This window comes from Streptomyces sp. NPDC001443 (genome assembly GCF_053597355.1).
The window spans coordinates 208,512-224,611 of the sequence record NZ_JBSFIA010000001.1; the positions used below are offsets into that span (position 1 = coordinate 208,512).

Here is a 16,100-nt window from a genome sequence, read left to right on the forward strand (position 1 = left end):
GGGCCGGATGACGGACGACGAGCCGCACACCACGACAAACGCCCCGACCGGCACCGGGACAGCAGCCGGTGCAGACGCCGGGACCCGGCTGTACGTGCCCGGGGGCAGTACCGCCGACGCGCGACACGTGCTCGACATCGGCCCCGAGCGGGCCGGTTGGGCGTACAGCAGTCTGCGGGTCGTCGAGCTGACACCGGGCGGAACGCATACGTTCACCAGCGCGGGAAGCGAATGGATCGTGCTTCCGCTGGAAGGCGGATGTACCGTGCGGACAGAGCGGAGAGAGTTTCAACTCCTGGGAAGGGAAAGCGTTTTCAGCGGGGTCTCCGACTTCGCCTACGTGCCCCGGGACGCCCAGGTCCAGATCGCCTCCGGCGCGGGAGGCCGCTTCGCCCTGGCAGGAGCGAAGTGCGAGCGACGACTCCCCGCCCGCTACGGCCCCGCGCCGGAGGTTCCCGTCGAGCAGCGCGGCAGCGGCACCTGCGCCCGCCAGGTGCGCAACTTCGCCTCCGCCGACGCGTTCGACTGCGACCGGCTGATCGCCGTGGAGGTCGTCACACCCGGCGGCAACTGGTCCTCGTACCCGCCGCACAAGCACGACGAGCACCGGCCCGGCGAGGAGTCGGAGCTGGAGGAGATCTACTACTTCGAGATCGACGGCCCGAACGGGTTCGGCTACCAGCGCGTGTCCCCCTCCCGAGAGGGCGGAGCCGACGTCCTCGCCGAGGTCCGCACCGGCGACGTCGTGCTCGTCCCCGACGGGTGGCACGGTCCGTCCGTCGCCCAGCCGGGGCACGCCATGTACTACCTCAACGTCATGGCGGGTCCGGGCGCGACCCGGGAGTGGCGGATCCGCTTCCACCCGGACCACGTGGACCGCACAGGAGGCTACCGATGACCTCGCCGACCGCGAACACTTCGCCGGCCTCGCCCGCCCCGGCGGTCAGGCTCACGGTCGCGCAGGCCCTCGTGCGCTTCCTGTCCGTCCAGTACACCGAGCGGGACGGCGTCCGGCAGCGGCTGATCGGCGCGACCTGGGGCATCTTCGGGCACGGGAACGTCGCCGGGATCGGCCAGGCCCTCGTCGAGCACTCCGACGCCATGCCGTTCCACCAGGGCCGCAACGAACAGTCCATGGTGCACGCGGCGGTCGGCTACGCCCGCCAGTCGAACCGGCTCTCGACGCACGCCGTGACCACGTCCATCGGTCCGGGCGCGACCAACCTCGTCACCGGGGCCGCGCTGGCCACCGTCAACCATCTGCCGGTGCTGCTGCTGCCCGGCGACACCTTCGCCACCCGGGTGGCCGACCCGGTCCTGCAGCAGCTCGAAGTCCCGTACGCGGGCGACGTGTCGGTCAACGACTGTCTGCGCCCGGTGTCGCGGTACTTCGACCGGATCACCCGTCCCGAGGCGCTGATCCCGGCCGCCCTCCAGGCGATGCGCGTGCTCACCGACCCGGTGGAGACGGGCGCCGTCACGCTCGCCCTGCCGCAGGACGTGCAGGCCGAGGCGTACGACTGGCCGCGGGAGTTCTTCGCCGAGCGCACCTGGGCGGTCCGCCGGCCCGGCGCCGACCCGGCGGAGCTCGCCGAGGCGGTCCGGGCGATCCGCGCCGCGCGCCGGCCGCTGCTGGTCGCGGGCGGCGGGGTCCACCACAGCCGGGCCGAGGACGCGCTCGCGGAGTTCGCCGCGGCCACCGGCATCCCGGTCGCCTCCACCCAGGCCGGCAAGGGCTCCCTGCGCCACGACCATCCGCAGGACGTCGGAGGCGTCGGCCACACCGGCACGGCGACCGCCGACGACCTGGCCCGCGGCGCCGACCTGGTGATCGGCGTCGGGACCCGGTACACCGACTTCACCACCGCCTCCCACACCCTGTTCACCGGCGACGGCGTGCGCTTCCTCAACCTCAACATCGCCGCCTTCGACGGCCACAAGCTCGCCGGGCTGCCCCTGATCGCGGACGCCCGCAGCGGCCTCCAGGAGCTGACCGAGGCCCTGGCCGTGCACGACCACCGGGTCGCACAGGCGTACGTCGACGAGTACACCGAGGGCAAGGCGCGCTGGGAGGCGCGCGTCGACGCCTGCTACCGGGCCGCCGAGCCGGACCTGCGGCCCACCCAGGCGCAGGTGCTGGGCGCGCTGGACGCCGTCGTCGACGGGACCGACGTGATCATCAACGCGGCCGGGTCCCTCCCCGGCGACCTGCACAAGCTCTGGCGGGCCCGCTCGCACGACCAGTACCACCTGGAGTACGGCTACTCCTGCATGGGCTACGAGATCCCGGCCGCCATCGGGGTGAAACTCGCGGCGCCGGACCGCCCGGTGTGGGCACTGGTGGGCGACGGTACCTATCTGATGATGCCGACCGAGATCGTCACCGCCGTGCAGGAAGGCATCGCGATCAAGATGCTGCTCGTGCAGAACCACGGCTACGCGTCCATCGGCGGTCTGTCGGAGTCGGTCGGCGCCGAGCGGTTCGGCACGGCGTACCGCCTGCGGTCCCCCGCGGACGGTTCCTACACAGGGGCGCCGGTGCCGGTCGACCTCGCCGCCAACGCGGCCAGCCTCGGGATGCGGGTGCTGCGCGCGGGGACGGTCCGGGAGCTGCGCGAGGCCCTCGCGCGGGCGCGGGCCGCCGACACTCCCACATGTGTCTACGTGGAGACCGAAACCGCAGACACAGTGTCGGGCCCGCCCCCGGCACAGGCCTGGTGGGATGTACCTGTGGCCGAGACCGCGACCCGGACGTCGGCGGTCGAGGCGCGTGAGCTGTACGAACGGCACGTCTCCACCCGACGCCGCCATCTGTGAAGGAGCAACTGGCCATGACGAGGATCGTCAACCACTGGATCGGCGGCAAGGCCGTCGAAGGCGCGTCGGGTACGTTCGGGCCGGTCACCGACCCGGCGACGGGCGCGGTCACCACGAAGGTCGCGTTCGCGACGGTCGACGAGGTGGACGCGGCGGTGGCCGCGGCCAAGGACGCCTGGGCGGACTGGGGCACCTCGTCGCTGGCGAAGCGGACCGCGATCCTGTTCAAGTTCCGCGCCCTGCTGGACGCGCACCGCGACGAGATCGCCGAGCTGATCACCGCCGAGCACGGCAAGGTGCACTCGGACGCGCTGGGCGAGGTCGCGCGCGGCCTGGAGATCGTCGAGCTGGCCTGCGGGATCACCGTGCAGCTCAAGGGCGAGCTGTCGACCGAGGTGGCCTCCCGGGTCGACGTGTCCTCGCTGCGGCAGCCGCTGGGTGTCGTCGCGGGCATCACGCCGTTCAACTTCCCGGCGATGGTCCCGATGTGGATGTTCCCCATCGCCATCGCGTGCGGCAACACCTTCGTGCTGAAGCCGTCCGAGAAGGACCCGTCGGTCTCCCTGAAGCTGGCCGAACTGCTCGCCGAGGCCGGACTGCCGGACGGTGTCTTCAACGTCGTGCAGGGTGACAAGGCCGCCGTCGACCGTCTGCTGGAGCACCCGGACGTCAAGGCCGTCTCCTTCGTCGGCTCGACCCCGATCGCCCGCTACATCCACACCACGGCCGCCGCCAACGGCAAGCGCGTACAGGCGCTCGGCGGCGCCAAGAACCACATGCTGGTCCTCCCGGACGCCGATCTGGACGCGGCCGCCGACGCCGCCGTGTCGGCCGCGTACGGCTCCGCGGGCGAGCGCTGCATGGCCATCTCGGCCGTCGTCGCGGTCGGCTCGATCGGCGACGAGCTGGTGGGCAAGATCCGCGAGCGCGCCGAGAAGATCAAGATCGGCCCCGGCAACGACCCGTCCTCCGAGATGGGCCCGCTGATCACCAAGGCCCACCGCGACAAGGTCGCCTCCTATGTGACGGGCGCGGCGGCGCAGGGCTGCGAGGTCGTCCTGGACGGCACCGGGTACACCGTCGAGGGCTTCGAGGACGGCCACTGGGTCGGTCTCTCGCTGCTCGACCGGGTGCCGACCTCGGCCGACGCCTACCGGGACGAGATCTTCGGCCCCGTGCTGTGCGTGCTGCGCGTGGACACCTACGAGGAGGGCGTGGCGCTGATCAACGCCTCGCCCTTCGGCAACGGCACCGCGATCTTCACCCGGGACGGCGGTGCAGCGCGCCGCTTCCAGCTGGAGATCGAGGCGGGCATGGTCGGGGTGAACGTGCCGATCCCGGTGCCGGTGGGCTACCACTCGTTCGGCGGCTGGAAGGACTCGCTCTTCGGCGACCACCACATCTACGGCAACGACGGCACGCACTTCTACACCCGCGGCAAGGTCGTCACCACGCGCTGGCCGGACCCGTCCGAGGCCCCCACGGGCGTCGACCTCGGCTTCCCGCGCAACCACTGAGCCGCAAGCCCCGGCTCCACGGCTCGCGAGGCCCCGCCCGCCCGGCACCGGGAGGGCGGGGCTCCGTCGTCACGGTGCCGGGCGGGGCCGGGCTCAGTTCTGCGTCGACTGGGCCTTCTTGAGCTGCTCGGTGACGTCGCCCACCTGCGAGGCCGGCGGTGCCTTGACCGCGGCCGTGGCGCCGAACTTCTCGAAGTCCATGGTGACCGTCGCCGTCCCGAACTTCTCCTTCATGCGCACGGGCAGGTCCTTGTCGCCGACCCAGACGTCCATGGTGATGGACTCGGCGCCGCCGGTCATGGAACCGAAGAGGTTGTCCTTGTCTCCGTAGGCGTCCTTGAACTTGCCCATGTGCGCCTTGTCGATCACGGCCCGGTAGTGGGTCGCGCTCTGCCCGTCGACGGTCTCCTTGCCGAGGTTCTCGACGTCGTTGGCGTACTTGAGGCCCTTCATGGACGCGGAGGGGCTGCCGCCGCCGCTGCCGCTGAGCGCCTGCGCGCCCTGCTTGCCGAAGACCGCCGACGCGTCGACCTTCATCCACTCCTTGCCCTTGAGCGGGCCGGAGGGCTGCGGGTCGACGTCGTAGTAGTAGGCGCCGTCGACGAACAGCATGCGGATCTTCGGGGAGGACGTCAGCTGCTGCATCTGGGCGGCCTTGGTGTCCATCTCGGTGTCGAAGGCGAACCCGTCGCCCCAGGAGTAGGTGCCCTCCATGGTGACCGGGGTGCCCGTGCCCATGTCGGTGGACATCTTCACGTGCGCCGAGCCGAGCTGTTCGGTGCGGTCGGACGCCCGGGTGAGCGCCGCCATGATCTTGTCGGAGTTGTCGGCGACGTTGTCGGCCGCCTTCTTCGCCGTCTGACCCGCGCCGCACGCGGAGGTCGTCATCAGCGCGGCGGCGGTGAACCCCACCCAGGCCGCCGTGTACCTCAACTTCATCTGTCCCCACCCGTTACCCGTTGCTGTGATTCGACTGTGCTGTCGACTCTAGTGGGGCCCACTGACACCGCCGCGACCCAATTTGCCGTCCGGAGACAGGATCGGGACGTTTCAGGCGTCCGGATTCCGGACATCTTCGCGCGATTTTGATGAGTGTGCTGCGATTCTCGTATCGCCCCGAGGCTGGGAAGGGTCCGGCAGAAGTGCTGTATTCGCGATCAATAGCGGCTCCGATCTACGAATTCCGTAGGTAAACAGCTATTGACGCACCGGTTTTCGTCGGGGTTCCATGCGGGCATCGGGAGCGGACGAAGACACGTACGACGCGAGCCGCCGGAGGCGATAGCGCTCCCGCCCGTAGTTCCCGCACCAGTCGAACGGAACCGCCGCATGACCGACACGCTCCGCCCTGTCGCCCCCGACCTCACGGAGGGCCCCGACAGCAGTCCCCGGACACTGAAGCGTTCCATCGGAGTCGTCGGCGGCACGCTGCTCACGCTCTCCTGCGTCACCCCGGCGTCCACGCTCTTCGTGGTCGTTCCCGACCTGTTCGGCTCGCTCGGCACCGCCACCGCCCTCACCATCGCCATCGGTTCCCTCCTCTGTATCGCCGTGGCGTTCTGCTACTCGGAACTGGGCACCCTCATCCCCAGCGCCGGCGGCGAGTACGCCATGGTCTCGACGATGGCCGGACGCCTCGCGGGCTGGCTGGTCTTCGTGATGTCCCTGCTGGTGGTCATGATCGTCCCGCCGGTGATCGCCATCGGCACCGCCGACTACCTCGCCCCCGTGGTCCACCTCGACCCGGCGATGACCGGAGCAGGCGTGATGCTGCTGGCCACCCTCGCCGGCCTGCTCGACCTGCGCGCCAACGCCTGGATCACCGGCATCTTCCTGGTCCTGGAGGTCGTCGCCGCCGGTGTGGTGGCCCTGCTCGGCTTCACGCACAGCCAGCGCGGCCTCGGCAGCCTCACCTCCATGCAGGTCGCCGGGAGCGGCGGGCACACCGACGCCGTCACGGCCATGCTCGTCATCTCCGGACTCGCCATCGCCCTCTTCGCCACCCAGGGCTTCTCCACCGCCGTCTACCTCTCCGAGGAGCTGGAGAACCCGCGGCGCAACGTCGCCCGCACGGTGCTGGCCACCCTCGCCATCTCCACCGTCGTCATCCTGGTCCCGGTCGTCGCCATCACCATGGGCGCCTCCGACATCGGCGAACTCACCGGCGGCGACATCAGCAGCATGGTCACCGCCTGGTCCAACTCGGCCGTCGGCACCTTCGTCAGCCTCTGTGTCGCCCTCGCGATCATCAACGCGGGCATCGTCATGGTCATCCAGAACTCCCGCGTCCTGTTCGCCTCGGCCCGTGACAAGGCGTGGCCCGAGCCGGTCAACAACGGTCTGTCCAAGCTCGGCCGGTTCGGCTCCCCCTGGGTCGCCACGCTGCTGGTGGGCGTCCCCGGCGCGGCCCTCTGCTTCGTCAACCTCGACACCCTGTACGGCGTCACGGGCGTGTCGGTGACCGCCATGTACCTGCTCGTCGCGGTCGCCGCCCTGCTCGCCCGGCGCGGCCACCACCGCCACACCCCCGCCTGGCGGATGCCGCTGTGGCCCGCGATGCCGATCCTGCTGATCGTCGTCCTCGCCTACGTCCTCACCCAGCAGGAGACGGAGTACCTGCTGTGGACCGGCGGCATCACCGCCGTCGCCACCCTCTACTGGGCCTTCTACCTGCGCCCGCGCCGCGACACCCGCTGGCTGGTGTCCATCCCGGAGGACGCCCAGGCCTGAGCCGCCCCCCGACGGGCGCCCGGGCGGCCCCGTCACCCCGCGCCCGTCCCGTCGTCCTCGCCACCCGCTCCCCGGCAGGTGGCGAGGACGACGTCGTTCCCGCGGCGCCCCGGAGACCCGGCCGCCGGCCGCGCGTACCGCGCTCGCGGTACGCGGCACCGGTCCCGTACGCCCGGGGGAGGGCCGGGTGCTCCGACCCGGGACTGCTTCGGATGTCGGTGGCGGACCGTACCGTTGACGCATGGATCTTCGACTGCCCGCGCTGCGCGGGCTGCGGAAGCCGCGGCGGCTGCTGGCCGCCGCGGCCGCCGTCGTCGTGCTCGCCGGTGCCGGGACATGGACCGCCGTCGCCTCCGACGACGCGCCCCCGGTGCGCCGCGCCGACCGGGTCCTGGCCGTGGACGGCGTGCGCCTGGACACCTCGTACTTCACCGCCGACACCCCCGGCCGCCGTCCCGCCGTCCTGCTCGCGCACGGCTTCGGCGGCAGCAAGGACGACGTCCGCCGGCAGGCGGAGGACCTGGCCCGCGACGGGTACGCGGTACTGACCTGGTCGGCGCGCGGCTTCGGACGGTCGACGGGCCGGATCGGGCTGAACGACCCCGAGGGCGAGGTCGCCGACGTCTCGAAGCTGATCGACTGGCTCGCCCGGCAGCCCCAGGTCCGGCTCGACAAGGCCGGCGACCCGCGCGTGGGCGTCGCGGGCGGCTCCTACGGCGGCGCGATCTCCCTGCTGGCCGCCGGGTACGACGACCGGGTGGACGCCATCGCCCCGGCCGTCACCTACTGGAACCTCGCCGACGCGCTGTTCCCCGACGGCGTGTTCAAGAAGCTGTGGGCCGGCGTCTTCGTCAACACCGGCGGCGGCTGCGCCCGGTTCGAACCCACGCTGTGCGCGATGTACCAGCGGGTGGCCGAGTCGGGGACACCGGACGCCAAGGCCCGCGAACTGCTCCAGGAGCGCTCCCCGGCCGCCGTCGCCGACCGCATCAAGGTCCCCACCCTGCTGGTGCAGGGCCAGACCGACTCGCTGTTCCCGCTCGGTCAGGCCGACGCCGCCGCCAAGGCCATCCGGGCCAACGGCGCCCCCGTCGACGTCGACTGGATCGCCGGCGGACACGACGGCGGCGACTGGGAGAGCAGCCGCGTCCAGGCCCGCGTCGCCACCTGGTTCGACCGCTGGCTCAAGAACGACAGGAACACGGACACCGGCCCCGCCTTCCGCGTCACCCGCACCGGGGGCCTCGACTCCACCGACGGCGCCGCCCGGCTGCGGGGCGCGAGCGCGGACACCTACCCCGGCCTGGACAGCGGCGTCCGGACCCTCGCGCTGACCGGCCGCGAGCAGCGCTTCGACAACCCCGCCGGCGCCACTCCGCCCGCGGTCTCCGCGCTGCCCGGCCTCGGCACCGGCGGCGGACTCGCCCAGCTCTCCAGCCTGGGGGTCGGCGTGTCGCTCGACTTCCCCGGCCAGTACGCCGCCTTCGAATCGGCGCCCCTGACCCGCGACCTCACCGTCACCGGATCCCCGACCGTCACCGTCCACGTCACCTCGACCAGTGACGACGCCGTGCTGTTCGCCAAGCTCTACGACGTCGGCGGGGGCGGCACCGGACAGGTGCTGCCCGCCCAGCTCGTGACACCGGTCCGGGTCGAGGGCGCCCGGTCCGGCAAGGACGTGACTCTCACCCTCCCGGCCGTCGACCACCAGGTCCAGAAGGGCCACCGGCTGCGCCTGGTCCTCGCCTCGACCGACCTCGCCTACGCCTCCCCGGCCGCCCCGGCGACGTACACCGTCTCGCTCAAGAGCGACCTGCGCGTACCCACCGCCCCCGAGGTCACCACCGCGCCCGCCGCGCTGCCCGCCTGGGTGTGGTGGCTGCCCGTGGCCGGTGCCGCCCTCGCGCTCGCCCTGCTGCTGACGGCCCGCAGGCGAGGCACCGTCCCCGCCCCGGATCCCGCCCTGGCCGAGGTCCCCCTCCAGATCACCGGTCTGACCAAGCGGTACGCGAGGTCGAGCGACCGGTACGCGGTCTCGGACCTGTCCTTCCGCGTGGAACAGGGCCAGGTGCTGGGCCTGCTGGGCCCGAACGGCGCGGGCAAGACCACCACCCTGCGCATGCTGATGGGCCTGATCACCCCCGACGGCGGCGAGATCCGCGTCTTCGGCCACGCGATCCGGCCCGGTGCCCCGGTGCTGTCCCGGGTCGGCGCCTTCGTCGAGGGCGCGGGCTTCCTGCCGCACCTCTCGGGCCGGGAGAACCTGGAGCTGTACTGGGCGGCCACCGGCCGCCCGCCCGAGGACGCCCACCTGGACGAGGCCCTGGAGATCGCCGGCCTGGGCGACGCGCTCGCCCGCGCGGTACGCACCTACTCCCAGGGCATGCGCCAGCGCCTCGCCATCGCCCAGGCCATGCTCGGCCTGCCCGACCTGCTCATCCTCGACGAACCCACCAACGGTCTCGACCCGCCCCAGATCCGCGAGATGCGGGAGGTGATGATCCGGTACGCGGCCGCCGGCCGCACGGTCATCGTCTCCAGCCACCTCCTCGCGGAGGTCGAGCAGTCCTGCACGCACCTCGTGGTCATGGACCGCGGCCGGCTCGTCCAGGCGGGCCGGGTCGGCGACATCGTCGGCTCCGGCGACACCCTGCTGGTCGGCACGGCCACGCCCGTCGACGAGCCCGTGGCCGAGAAGGTTTCCGCGCTGCCGGGCGTCGCCTCGGCCGTGCGCACCGACGACGGACTCCTGGTCCGGCTCGACGAGGACGGCAGCGCACGCCGCCTGGTCGCCGAACTCGTCCGGCTCGACGTACCGGTGGAGTCGGTCGGCCCGCACCGCCGGCTCGAGGACGCCTTCCTCACCCTGATCGGAGGTTCCGCATGAGCACGCTCACCGAGCGTACGCAGCCCGCGGAGGCCGCCCCCGGCTACCGGGCGGGCCGCACCCTGCCGCTGCGGGTCGAGCTGGTCCGCCAGCTCAAGCGGCGCCGCACCCTGGTCATGGGCGGGATCCTCGCCGCCCTCCCCTTCGTTCTGGCCGGCGCCTTCGCCATCGGCGGACAGCCCGGCGGCCGCAACAGCCAGGTCACGCTGATGGACACGGCCACCGCGTCCGGCGCCAACTTCGCCGCGGTGAACCTGTTCGTCTCCGCGGGCTTCCTGCTGGTGATCCCGGTGGCCCTGTTCTGCGGGGACACCGTCGCCTCGGAGGCGAGCTGGTCCTCGCTGCGCTATCTGCTGGCGGCCCCGGTGCCCCGCGCCCGCCTGCTGTGGTCCAAGCTCGTGGTCGGACTCGGCCTCAGTCTGGCCGCCATGGTGCTGCTGCCGCTGGTCGCCCTCGCCGTCGGCACGGCCCGCTACGGCTGGGGCCCGCTGGAGATCCCCACCGGCGGCGAACTCGGCGCCGGCGTCGCCGCACAGCGCCTGCTGATCGTCGTCGCGTACGTCTTCGTGTCCCAACTGGTCACCGCCGGACTGGCGTTCTGGCTGTCGACGAAGACGGACGCACCGCTCGGCGCGGTCGGCGGCGCGGTCGGCCTCACCATCGTCGGCAACGTCCTGGACGCGGTGACCGCCCTCGGCGACTGGCGCGACTTCCTGCCCGCGCACTGGCAGTTCGCCTGGGCGGACGCCATCCAGCCCCGCCCGGAGTGGTCCGGCATGATCCAGGGGACGGCGCTGTCGATAACGTACGCCCTGGTGCTGTTCGCCCTGGCCTTCCGGGGTTTCGCCCGCAAGGACGTGGTCTCCTAGGTCACCGGAAGATCACCCGCCGGTCTCGACGGGCCCCCGCCGTGCCCTGTTCGAGATCCATCCGCAACGCTCCGTGCCGCACGTTCCGGCGCCCCACGCCGTCACAGTCACAGAAGCCGCCGTCCACCGAGGGCGGCGGCCACGGACCGCAGGGGGGCACGGGAGATGGGGACTTGTCGAACACGGCGGCCGCGCGGGGCACTGCTCGTCCTGGTCGCCACGGGCCTGCTGCTCACCGGCTGCGGCGCAGGAAACGACCGGAGCATGGGCAGCTCGGACCGCTCGAACCACTCGAACGGTTCCAGCGGCGGGTTGCCTGCCCCCGCCCCGTCCTCGGGCGGCGGCGAACAGGGACAGAACGATGGCGCCTCCGCCGAAGCCCGTGACATCGCCCCCTCGCCCGACTACCTCTCCACCTTCGCGCTCGACGTGGACACCGCGTCCTACGGCTACGCGCGCCGCTCCCTCGCCGAGGGCCGCCGCCCCGATCCGTCGACGGTCCGCCCGGAGGAATTCGTCAACAGCTTCCGCCAGGACTACGAGCGGCCCGAGGGCAACGGCTTCTCGGTCACCGTCGACGGCGCCCGCACCGGCGAGGACGACTGGTCCCTCGTCCGCGTCGGCCTCGCGACCCGCGCCGCCGACCCGGCCGGCGAACGGCCGCCCGCCGCGCTCACCTTCGTCATCGACGTCTCCGGTTCCATGGAGGAGCCGGGCCGGCTGGACCTCGCCAAGGAGTCCCTCGGCGTGATGACGGACCAACTGCGCGACGACGACTCCGTCGCGCTCGTCACCTTCAGCGACGAGGCCCGGACCGTCCTGCCGATGACCCGGCTGGGCGGCCACCGCGACCGCGTCCACCGGGCGGTCGACCAGCTTCGGGCGCAGGAGTCCACCAACCTCGGCGCGGGCGTGCGCACCGGTTACGCCACCGCCGTCGAGGGCCTGCGCAAAGGGGCCACCAACCGGGTGGTGCTGATCTCCGACGCGCTCGCCAACAACGGCGACACCGACCCCGACTCCATCCTGGAACGCATCTTCACCGCCCGCCGCGAGCACGGCATCACGCTCTTCGGCGTCGGTGTCGGCAGCGAGTACGGCGACGCCCTGATGGAGAGCCTCGCCGACAAGGGCGACGGTCACACCGCGTACGTCTCGGACGAGGACGACGCCCGCAAGGTGTTCTGCGACCAGCTCCCGCAGAACATCGACCTCACCGCCCGCGACGCCAAGGCCCAGGTCGCCTTCGACCCACGGACGGTCGCCGCGTTCCGTCTCGTCGGCTACGACGACCGGCGCGTCGCCGACGACGACTTCCGCGACGACCGCGTGGACGGGGGCGAGGTCGGACCCGGCCACACGGTGACCGCGCTGTACGCCGTCCGGCTGAAGCACGGCGCCGGCGGCCACCTGGCCACCGCGACGGTCCGCTGGCTCGACCCCGCCACCCGCGCCCCGCACGAGGAGTCCGGCCAGTTGGAGACCGGCTCCCTCGCCCGCTCGGTGTGGAGCGCGAGCCCCCGCTTCCAGGTGGCCGCGACCGCCGCCTACTTCGCCGACGCGCTCCGCGAGGGCGACGACCGCTGGAGCTCGCTGCCCGGCGCCCCGTCCCTCGGCGAGCTGCGCAGGCGCGCCGCGCGGCTGGCCTCGACCACCGAGGACGCCGACGTGGAGCAGCTCGGCGAGAGCATCGCGGCGGCGGCCCGGCTCGACGGATAGCACGGGGCCCTTTCGGTGGCGTGGTCCGCGGGACGGTCACCGCGAGGTGGTCACCGCGGAGGGCGAACGACAGAGCGGCGGGCCACCGGAGGAACCGGTGACCCGCCGCACGGAGCCGTACGACTCAGTGGTTGCCCATGCCGTTGCCCGACAGGACCGGGATGTCGTCCAGGATGTGCGACAGCGGCTCGTCGCCCTTGGCCTGGGTGGAGTTCTCGACGCACTGCTGGTTCTGCGGGGAGGACAGGACGTTGATGTCCTGGAGCGCGACCGGGATCCCACCGATGAGCGAGCCCACGTTGGCCTTGAGCGGCAGACCGACACAGGGCTTGTTGAGCGAGCCCTGGACGAGCGCGAGCTGCGGGCTCATGTTGCCGAAGGTCGCCGAGTTGCCGAACGCCTGCGAGGCGCCGTTGCCGCTCGCCGAGTGGGTGCCGTCGTTGCCGGTGGCCATGGCCGGCGTGGCGGCCGCGGCCGCCACACCGGCGACGGAAGCGGCGACAGCCGCGGTTGCCCACAGCTTCTTCATGATCTTTCCCTTCGAAAGGCGGACTCCAGGGGGAGTTGCGTGATCGTCAACGGGTCGACCGGGCCGCGGGTTGCGATGTGTTACCCGATCGGCCCAGCGCAGTCGGATCAGTTGACGAGCGCCCCCGACCCGCGCTCCGGCGCGCCGACCGGACGGCCCTGGGTGTGAGCGGACATACGAGAGGCCGGACATACGAGAGGCCGGACATACGAGAGAGCGGGCCGCCGGGAGTTCGGCGGCCCGCTCTTCGACGCGGAGAAGATCAGTTCCCGGGCTCAGGACAGCAGACCGGGATCACGCTGTGGGGCTCAGTGGTTGCCCGTGCCGTTGCCCGACAGGACCGGGATGTCGTCCAGGATGTGCGACAGCGGCTCGTCGCCCTTGGCCTGGGTGGAGTTCTCGACGCACTGCTGGTTCTGCGGGGAGGACAGGACGTTGAGGTCCTGCACCGAGATCGGGACGACGCCGAGGAGCGAGCCCGCGTTGACCTTGGCCGGCAGGCCGATGCAGGGCTTGTTCAGCGAACCCTGGATGAGGGCGAGCTGAGGGCTCATGTTGCCGTAGGTCGCCGAGTTGCCGAACGCCTGGTAGGCGCCGTTGCCGCTGGCGGACGAGGTGCCGTCGTTGCCGGTGGCCAGTGCCTGCGGCGCGGCGGCGGCGGAGACGCCGACCACGGAAGCGGCGACCGCGGCAGAGGCCAGAACCTTCTTGATCACTTGCTAATCCCTTCTGAGGAAACGCCCGTCCACCGGAGCGCTGCCCGGCACAACTGGAACCCTCCTGCTTGGTTCCTGGAATTCACTCCAATGGCCCAGCGCCGGACGGACTTTTCGCTCATTGGGTGAACGCCCGCAACCAATCGCGGTGAATGCGGTTGTTGCGGAGGCAGGAACACACGTCTTGGCTCGAAAGCCAGGAAAGGAAGCAAAATGCTGAAGAAGGCAATGGCTGCGGCGGCGATCGCCGCCTCCGTCGTCGGCGCGTCCGCGGCGGTCGCCCCGCAGGCGCTTGCCACCGGCAACGACGGCACCCACTCCGCCAGCGGCAACCTGGCGACCTCGCAGTTCGGCAACTCCGTGACCAAGGGCAGCATGAGCCCGCAGGCCACGCTGGTCCAGGGCTCGCTCAACAAGCTCTGTGTCGGTCTGCCGGCCAAGGCCAACGTCGGTCCGGTGCTGGGTGTGCTGCTGCCGATCGCGGCCCAGGACCTCAACGTCCTCTCGGCCCCGCAGAACCAGCAGTGCGCGGAGAACTCCACCCAGGCCAAGGGCGACGAGCCGCTGTCGCACATCGTCGACGACCTCTCCGTCCTCGCGCACAACGGCGTGGGCAACCACTGACGTCCGTCCCGGACGGCGCCTGAATCGTCGTCCGGTCCGGGTCCCCCCACCAAGGTCGCTCGGGCCGTCCCGCTTCGCCTGCGGGCAGCCCGAGCACTTTCGGTATTCCGGGCTCTTTTCCTGCCGAAACCATTCTCCACCGCTCGGGCGAAGAGTTGCGCTCAGGTGGATGCTGTGCATCGATTAACTGGATGCGTTCGAGTGAATTCCCTGCCGGTCCACGTTCCGTAGTTTCTCTGGCTGTCTATCTCTCGTTTGCAGCCTGCGGGTCATGGTGCGAGCCGCTCCGACTGCGCTCGCTCGGTTTTTCGACCGTCACAGGAACATGACCGCTGAGAAGGGAAACTCCATGAAGAAGACTGCCGCTGTCGTCGCCGGCCTGCTCCTGGCCCTGGGCGGGGCCGCTCCGGCCTTCGCCGACGCCGACGCCGGGGGCCTCGCCTTCGGTTCGCCCGGCGTCCTGTCCGGCAACGTGATCGAGATCCCGGTCCACGTCCCGGTCAACCTGTGCGGCGACAGCGTCGACATCATCGGTCTGCTGAACCCGGCCGGCGGCAGCGCCTGCGACAACGACTGACGGTGTAGGCACCTCAGCCCGACACGGCTGTCTCAAGGCCGGCCCTGGACCAAGGCTCTTCGCCCCGGGGCCGGCCTTTTCCCACTCCGCTTCGAGCAGGAAGACCACGAGATTGCGCCAGTCCCTGAGCAGGGGAATGGTCGCGGCCGCGGCCGCGACGAGCATCCTGTCCCTTTACGGTAGTCCCGCCCTGGCCGACGCGCACGCGGGCGGGTCCGCCTCCGGCTGCCGCGACACGGTCGCGGTCGCCGAGCTCGACCCGGCGGTCGGCGACCTGTGCGCCCACGAGTCGGGCGCACACCGGTCTGAGCGGCAGGACGCGTCCCACGACGACTCCGGTTACGGGTCCCGCAAGGGGGACTCCGGGTACGGGTCCAAGGAGGACACCGAGAAGGGGTCCCACGACGACTCCGGTTACGGGTCCCGCAAGGGGGACTCCGGGTACGGGTCCCACAAGGACTCCGGGTACGGGTCCAAGGAGGACTCCGGGTACGGGTCCCACAAGGAGGACTCCGGGTACGGGTCCAAGGAGGACTCCGGTTACGGGTCCCACGACGACTCCGGTTACGGGTCCCGCAAGGAGGACTCCGGGTACGGGTCCAAGGAGGACTCCGGTTACGGGTCCCACAAGGAGGACTCCGGGTACGGGTCCCGCGAGGACGGCAAGAAGGGGTCCCACAAGGACTCCGGTTACGGAAACGACGACGACCACTCGGGCTACGGCGACCACAGCACGCCTCCCTCGTACGGAGGGGACGACTCCACTCCTCCGCCGTACGGAGGGGACGAGACCACGCCTCCGCCGCACGACGACGAGACCACGCCTCCGCCGCACGACGACGAGACCACGCCTCCGCCGCACGACGACGAGACCACGCCCCCGCCGCACGACGACCACACCAAGCCTCCGCCCTACGGGGGCGAGGACACCCCGCCCTACGGCGGCGAGGACACCCCGCCCTACGGTGACCAGCACGAGGGCCCGCCCACCATGGCGCACACCGGCAGCGAGGCCATGCTCGCCGCCTCGGGCATCAGCGCCGCGCTGATCGCGGCCGGAGCCTTCCTGTTCCGGCGGGGCAGGGCCCGGCGATGACGTGCCGGGTGCCGGTCGC

13 protein-coding genes are annotated in these 16,100 nt (G+C 71.6%); 10 read left to right on the top strand and 3 right to left on the bottom strand.

The window, feature by feature from the left end; translation table 11 throughout:
- The first annotated feature begins 7 nt into the window (after positions 1-7).
- Genes iolB through mmsA form a run of 3 tightly spaced genes read left to right on the top strand, consistent with a single transcriptional unit; the run spans position 8 to position 4,334 of the window.
- Positions 8-898 carry a 5-deoxy-glucuronate isomerase gene (gene iolB, locus ACWC24_RS00935; RefSeq protein ID WP_450660690.1) on the top strand — a complete coding sequence of 297 codons (891 nt, stop codon included), beginning with the start codon at positions 8-10 and terminating at the stop codon, positions 896-898.
- Positions 895-2,817 (top strand): 3D-(3,5/4)-trihydroxycyclohexane-1,2-dione acylhydrolase (decyclizing), encoded by a 1,923-nt coding sequence (gene iolD / locus ACWC24_RS00940; protein ID WP_450660691.1) that lies wholly within the window; start codon positions 895-897, stop codon positions 2,815-2,817. The genes iolB and iolD overlap by 4 nt, the downstream gene beginning before the upstream one ends.
- Positions 2,818-2,831: 14 nt before the next feature.
- On the top strand, positions 2,832-4,334 hold the full coding sequence (gene mmsA / locus ACWC24_RS00945) for a CoA-acylating methylmalonate-semialdehyde dehydrogenase (RefSeq protein WP_450660692.1): 1,503 nt from the start codon (positions 2,832-2,834) through the stop codon (positions 4,332-4,334).
- A 93-nt stretch (positions 4,335-4,427) separates the two neighbouring features.
- Here the strand turns inward: mmsA and ACWC24_RS00950 are convergent, their stop codons facing one another.
- Positions 4,428-5,273, bottom strand: coding sequence for a hypothetical protein (locus tag ACWC24_RS00950; RefSeq protein WP_450660693.1), 846 nt, complete (start codon positions 5,271-5,273; stop codon positions 4,428-4,430).
- A 390-nt stretch (positions 5,274-5,663) separates the two neighbouring features.
- Here ACWC24_RS00950 and ACWC24_RS00955 point away from each other — a divergent pair, with 390 nt between their 5' ends.
- The 4 genes from ACWC24_RS00955 (at position 5,664) to ACWC24_RS00970 (ending at position 12,539) form a co-directional block, all read left to right on the top strand.
- Positions 5,664-7,064 (top strand): APC family permease, encoded by a 1,401-nt coding sequence (locus ACWC24_RS00955; protein WP_450660694.1) that lies wholly within the window; start codon positions 5,664-5,666, stop codon positions 7,062-7,064.
- A gap of 241 nt (positions 7,065-7,305) precedes the next feature.
- A complete protein-coding gene (locus ACWC24_RS00960) occupies positions 7,306-9,951 on the top strand; it encodes an alpha/beta fold hydrolase (protein ID WP_450660695.1) in 2,646 nt (881 codons plus the stop codon).
- Entirely contained in the window at positions 9,948-10,820 is an 873-nt protein-coding gene (locus ACWC24_RS00965) for an ABC transporter permease (protein WP_450660696.1), read from the top strand. Before ACWC24_RS00960 ends, ACWC24_RS00965 begins: the two co-directional genes overlap by 4 nt.
- A gap of 165 nt (positions 10,821-10,985) precedes the next feature.
- The gene (locus ACWC24_RS00970; RefSeq protein ID WP_450660697.1) at positions 10,986-12,539 is read left to right on the top strand and encodes a YfbK domain-containing protein; all 1,554 of its coding nucleotides are present in this window, start codon (positions 10,986-10,988) and stop codon (positions 12,537-12,539) included.
- A gap of 124 nt (positions 12,540-12,663) precedes the next feature.
- Here the strand turns inward: ACWC24_RS00970 and ACWC24_RS00975 are convergent, their stop codons facing one another.
- A complete protein-coding gene (locus ACWC24_RS00975) occupies positions 12,664-13,068 on the bottom strand; it encodes a rodlin (protein WP_450660698.1) in 405 nt (134 codons plus the stop codon).
- A 308-nt stretch (positions 13,069-13,376) separates the two neighbouring features.
- Positions 13,377-13,784 carry a rodlin gene (locus ACWC24_RS00980; protein ID WP_392611222.1) on the bottom strand — a complete coding sequence of 136 codons (408 nt, stop codon included), beginning with the start codon at positions 13,782-13,784 and terminating at the stop codon, positions 13,377-13,379.
- A 213-nt stretch (positions 13,785-13,997) separates the two neighbouring features.
- Here ACWC24_RS00980 and ACWC24_RS00985 point away from each other — a divergent pair, with 213 nt between their 5' ends.
- The 3 genes from ACWC24_RS00985 (at position 13,998) to ACWC24_RS00995 (ending at position 16,081) form a co-directional block, all read left to right on the top strand.
- Positions 13,998-14,408 (top strand): rodlin, encoded by a 411-nt coding sequence (locus ACWC24_RS00985; protein ID WP_450660699.1) that lies wholly within the window; start codon positions 13,998-14,000, stop codon positions 14,406-14,408.
- A 349-nt stretch (positions 14,409-14,757) separates the two neighbouring features.
- Positions 14,758-14,985 (top strand): chaplin, encoded by a 228-nt coding sequence (locus ACWC24_RS00990; protein WP_450660700.1) that lies wholly within the window; start codon positions 14,758-14,760, stop codon positions 14,983-14,985.
- A gap of 112 nt (positions 14,986-15,097) precedes the next feature.
- Positions 15,098-16,081, top strand: a complete 984-nt coding sequence (locus ACWC24_RS00995; protein ID WP_450660701.1) for a hypothetical protein — start codon at positions 15,098-15,100, stop codon at positions 16,079-16,081.
- Positions 16,082-16,100: the final 19 nt, after the last annotated feature.

Coding starts and splice junctions, on each gene's coding strand:
- ACWC24_RS00970 (WP_450660697.1), top strand. CDS start 10,986: ATGGGGACTTGTCGAACACGGCGGCCGCGCGGGGCACTGCTCGTCCTG.
- ACWC24_RS00985 (WP_450660699.1), top strand. CDS start 13,998: ATGCTGAAGAAGGCAATGGCTGCGGCGGCGATCGCCGCCTCCGTCGTC.
- ACWC24_RS00960 (WP_450660695.1), top strand. CDS start 7,306: ATGGATCTTCGACTGCCCGCGCTGCGCGGGCTGCGGAAGCCGCGGCGG.
- iolD (WP_450660691.1), top strand. CDS start 895: ATGACCTCGCCGACCGCGAACACTTCGCCGGCCTCGCCCGCCCCGGCG.
- ACWC24_RS00950 (WP_450660693.1), bottom strand. CDS start 5,273: ATGAAGTTGAGGTACACGGCGGCCTGGGTGGGGTTCACCGCCGCCGCG.
- ACWC24_RS00990 (WP_450660700.1), top strand. CDS start 14,758: ATGAAGAAGACTGCCGCTGTCGTCGCCGGCCTGCTCCTGGCCCTGGGC.
- ACWC24_RS00955 (WP_450660694.1), top strand. CDS start 5,664: ATGACCGACACGCTCCGCCCTGTCGCCCCCGACCTCACGGAGGGCCCC.
- mmsA (WP_450660692.1), top strand. CDS start 2,832: ATGACGAGGATCGTCAACCACTGGATCGGCGGCAAGGCCGTCGAAGGC.
- ACWC24_RS00965 (WP_450660696.1), top strand. CDS start 9,948: ATGAGCACGCTCACCGAGCGTACGCAGCCCGCGGAGGCCGCCCCCGGC.
- iolB (WP_450660690.1), top strand. CDS start 8: ATGACGGACGACGAGCCGCACACCACGACAAACGCCCCGACCGGCACC.
- ACWC24_RS00975 (WP_450660698.1), bottom strand. CDS start 13,068: ATGAAGAAGCTGTGGGCAACCGCGGCTGTCGCCGCTTCCGTCGCCGGT.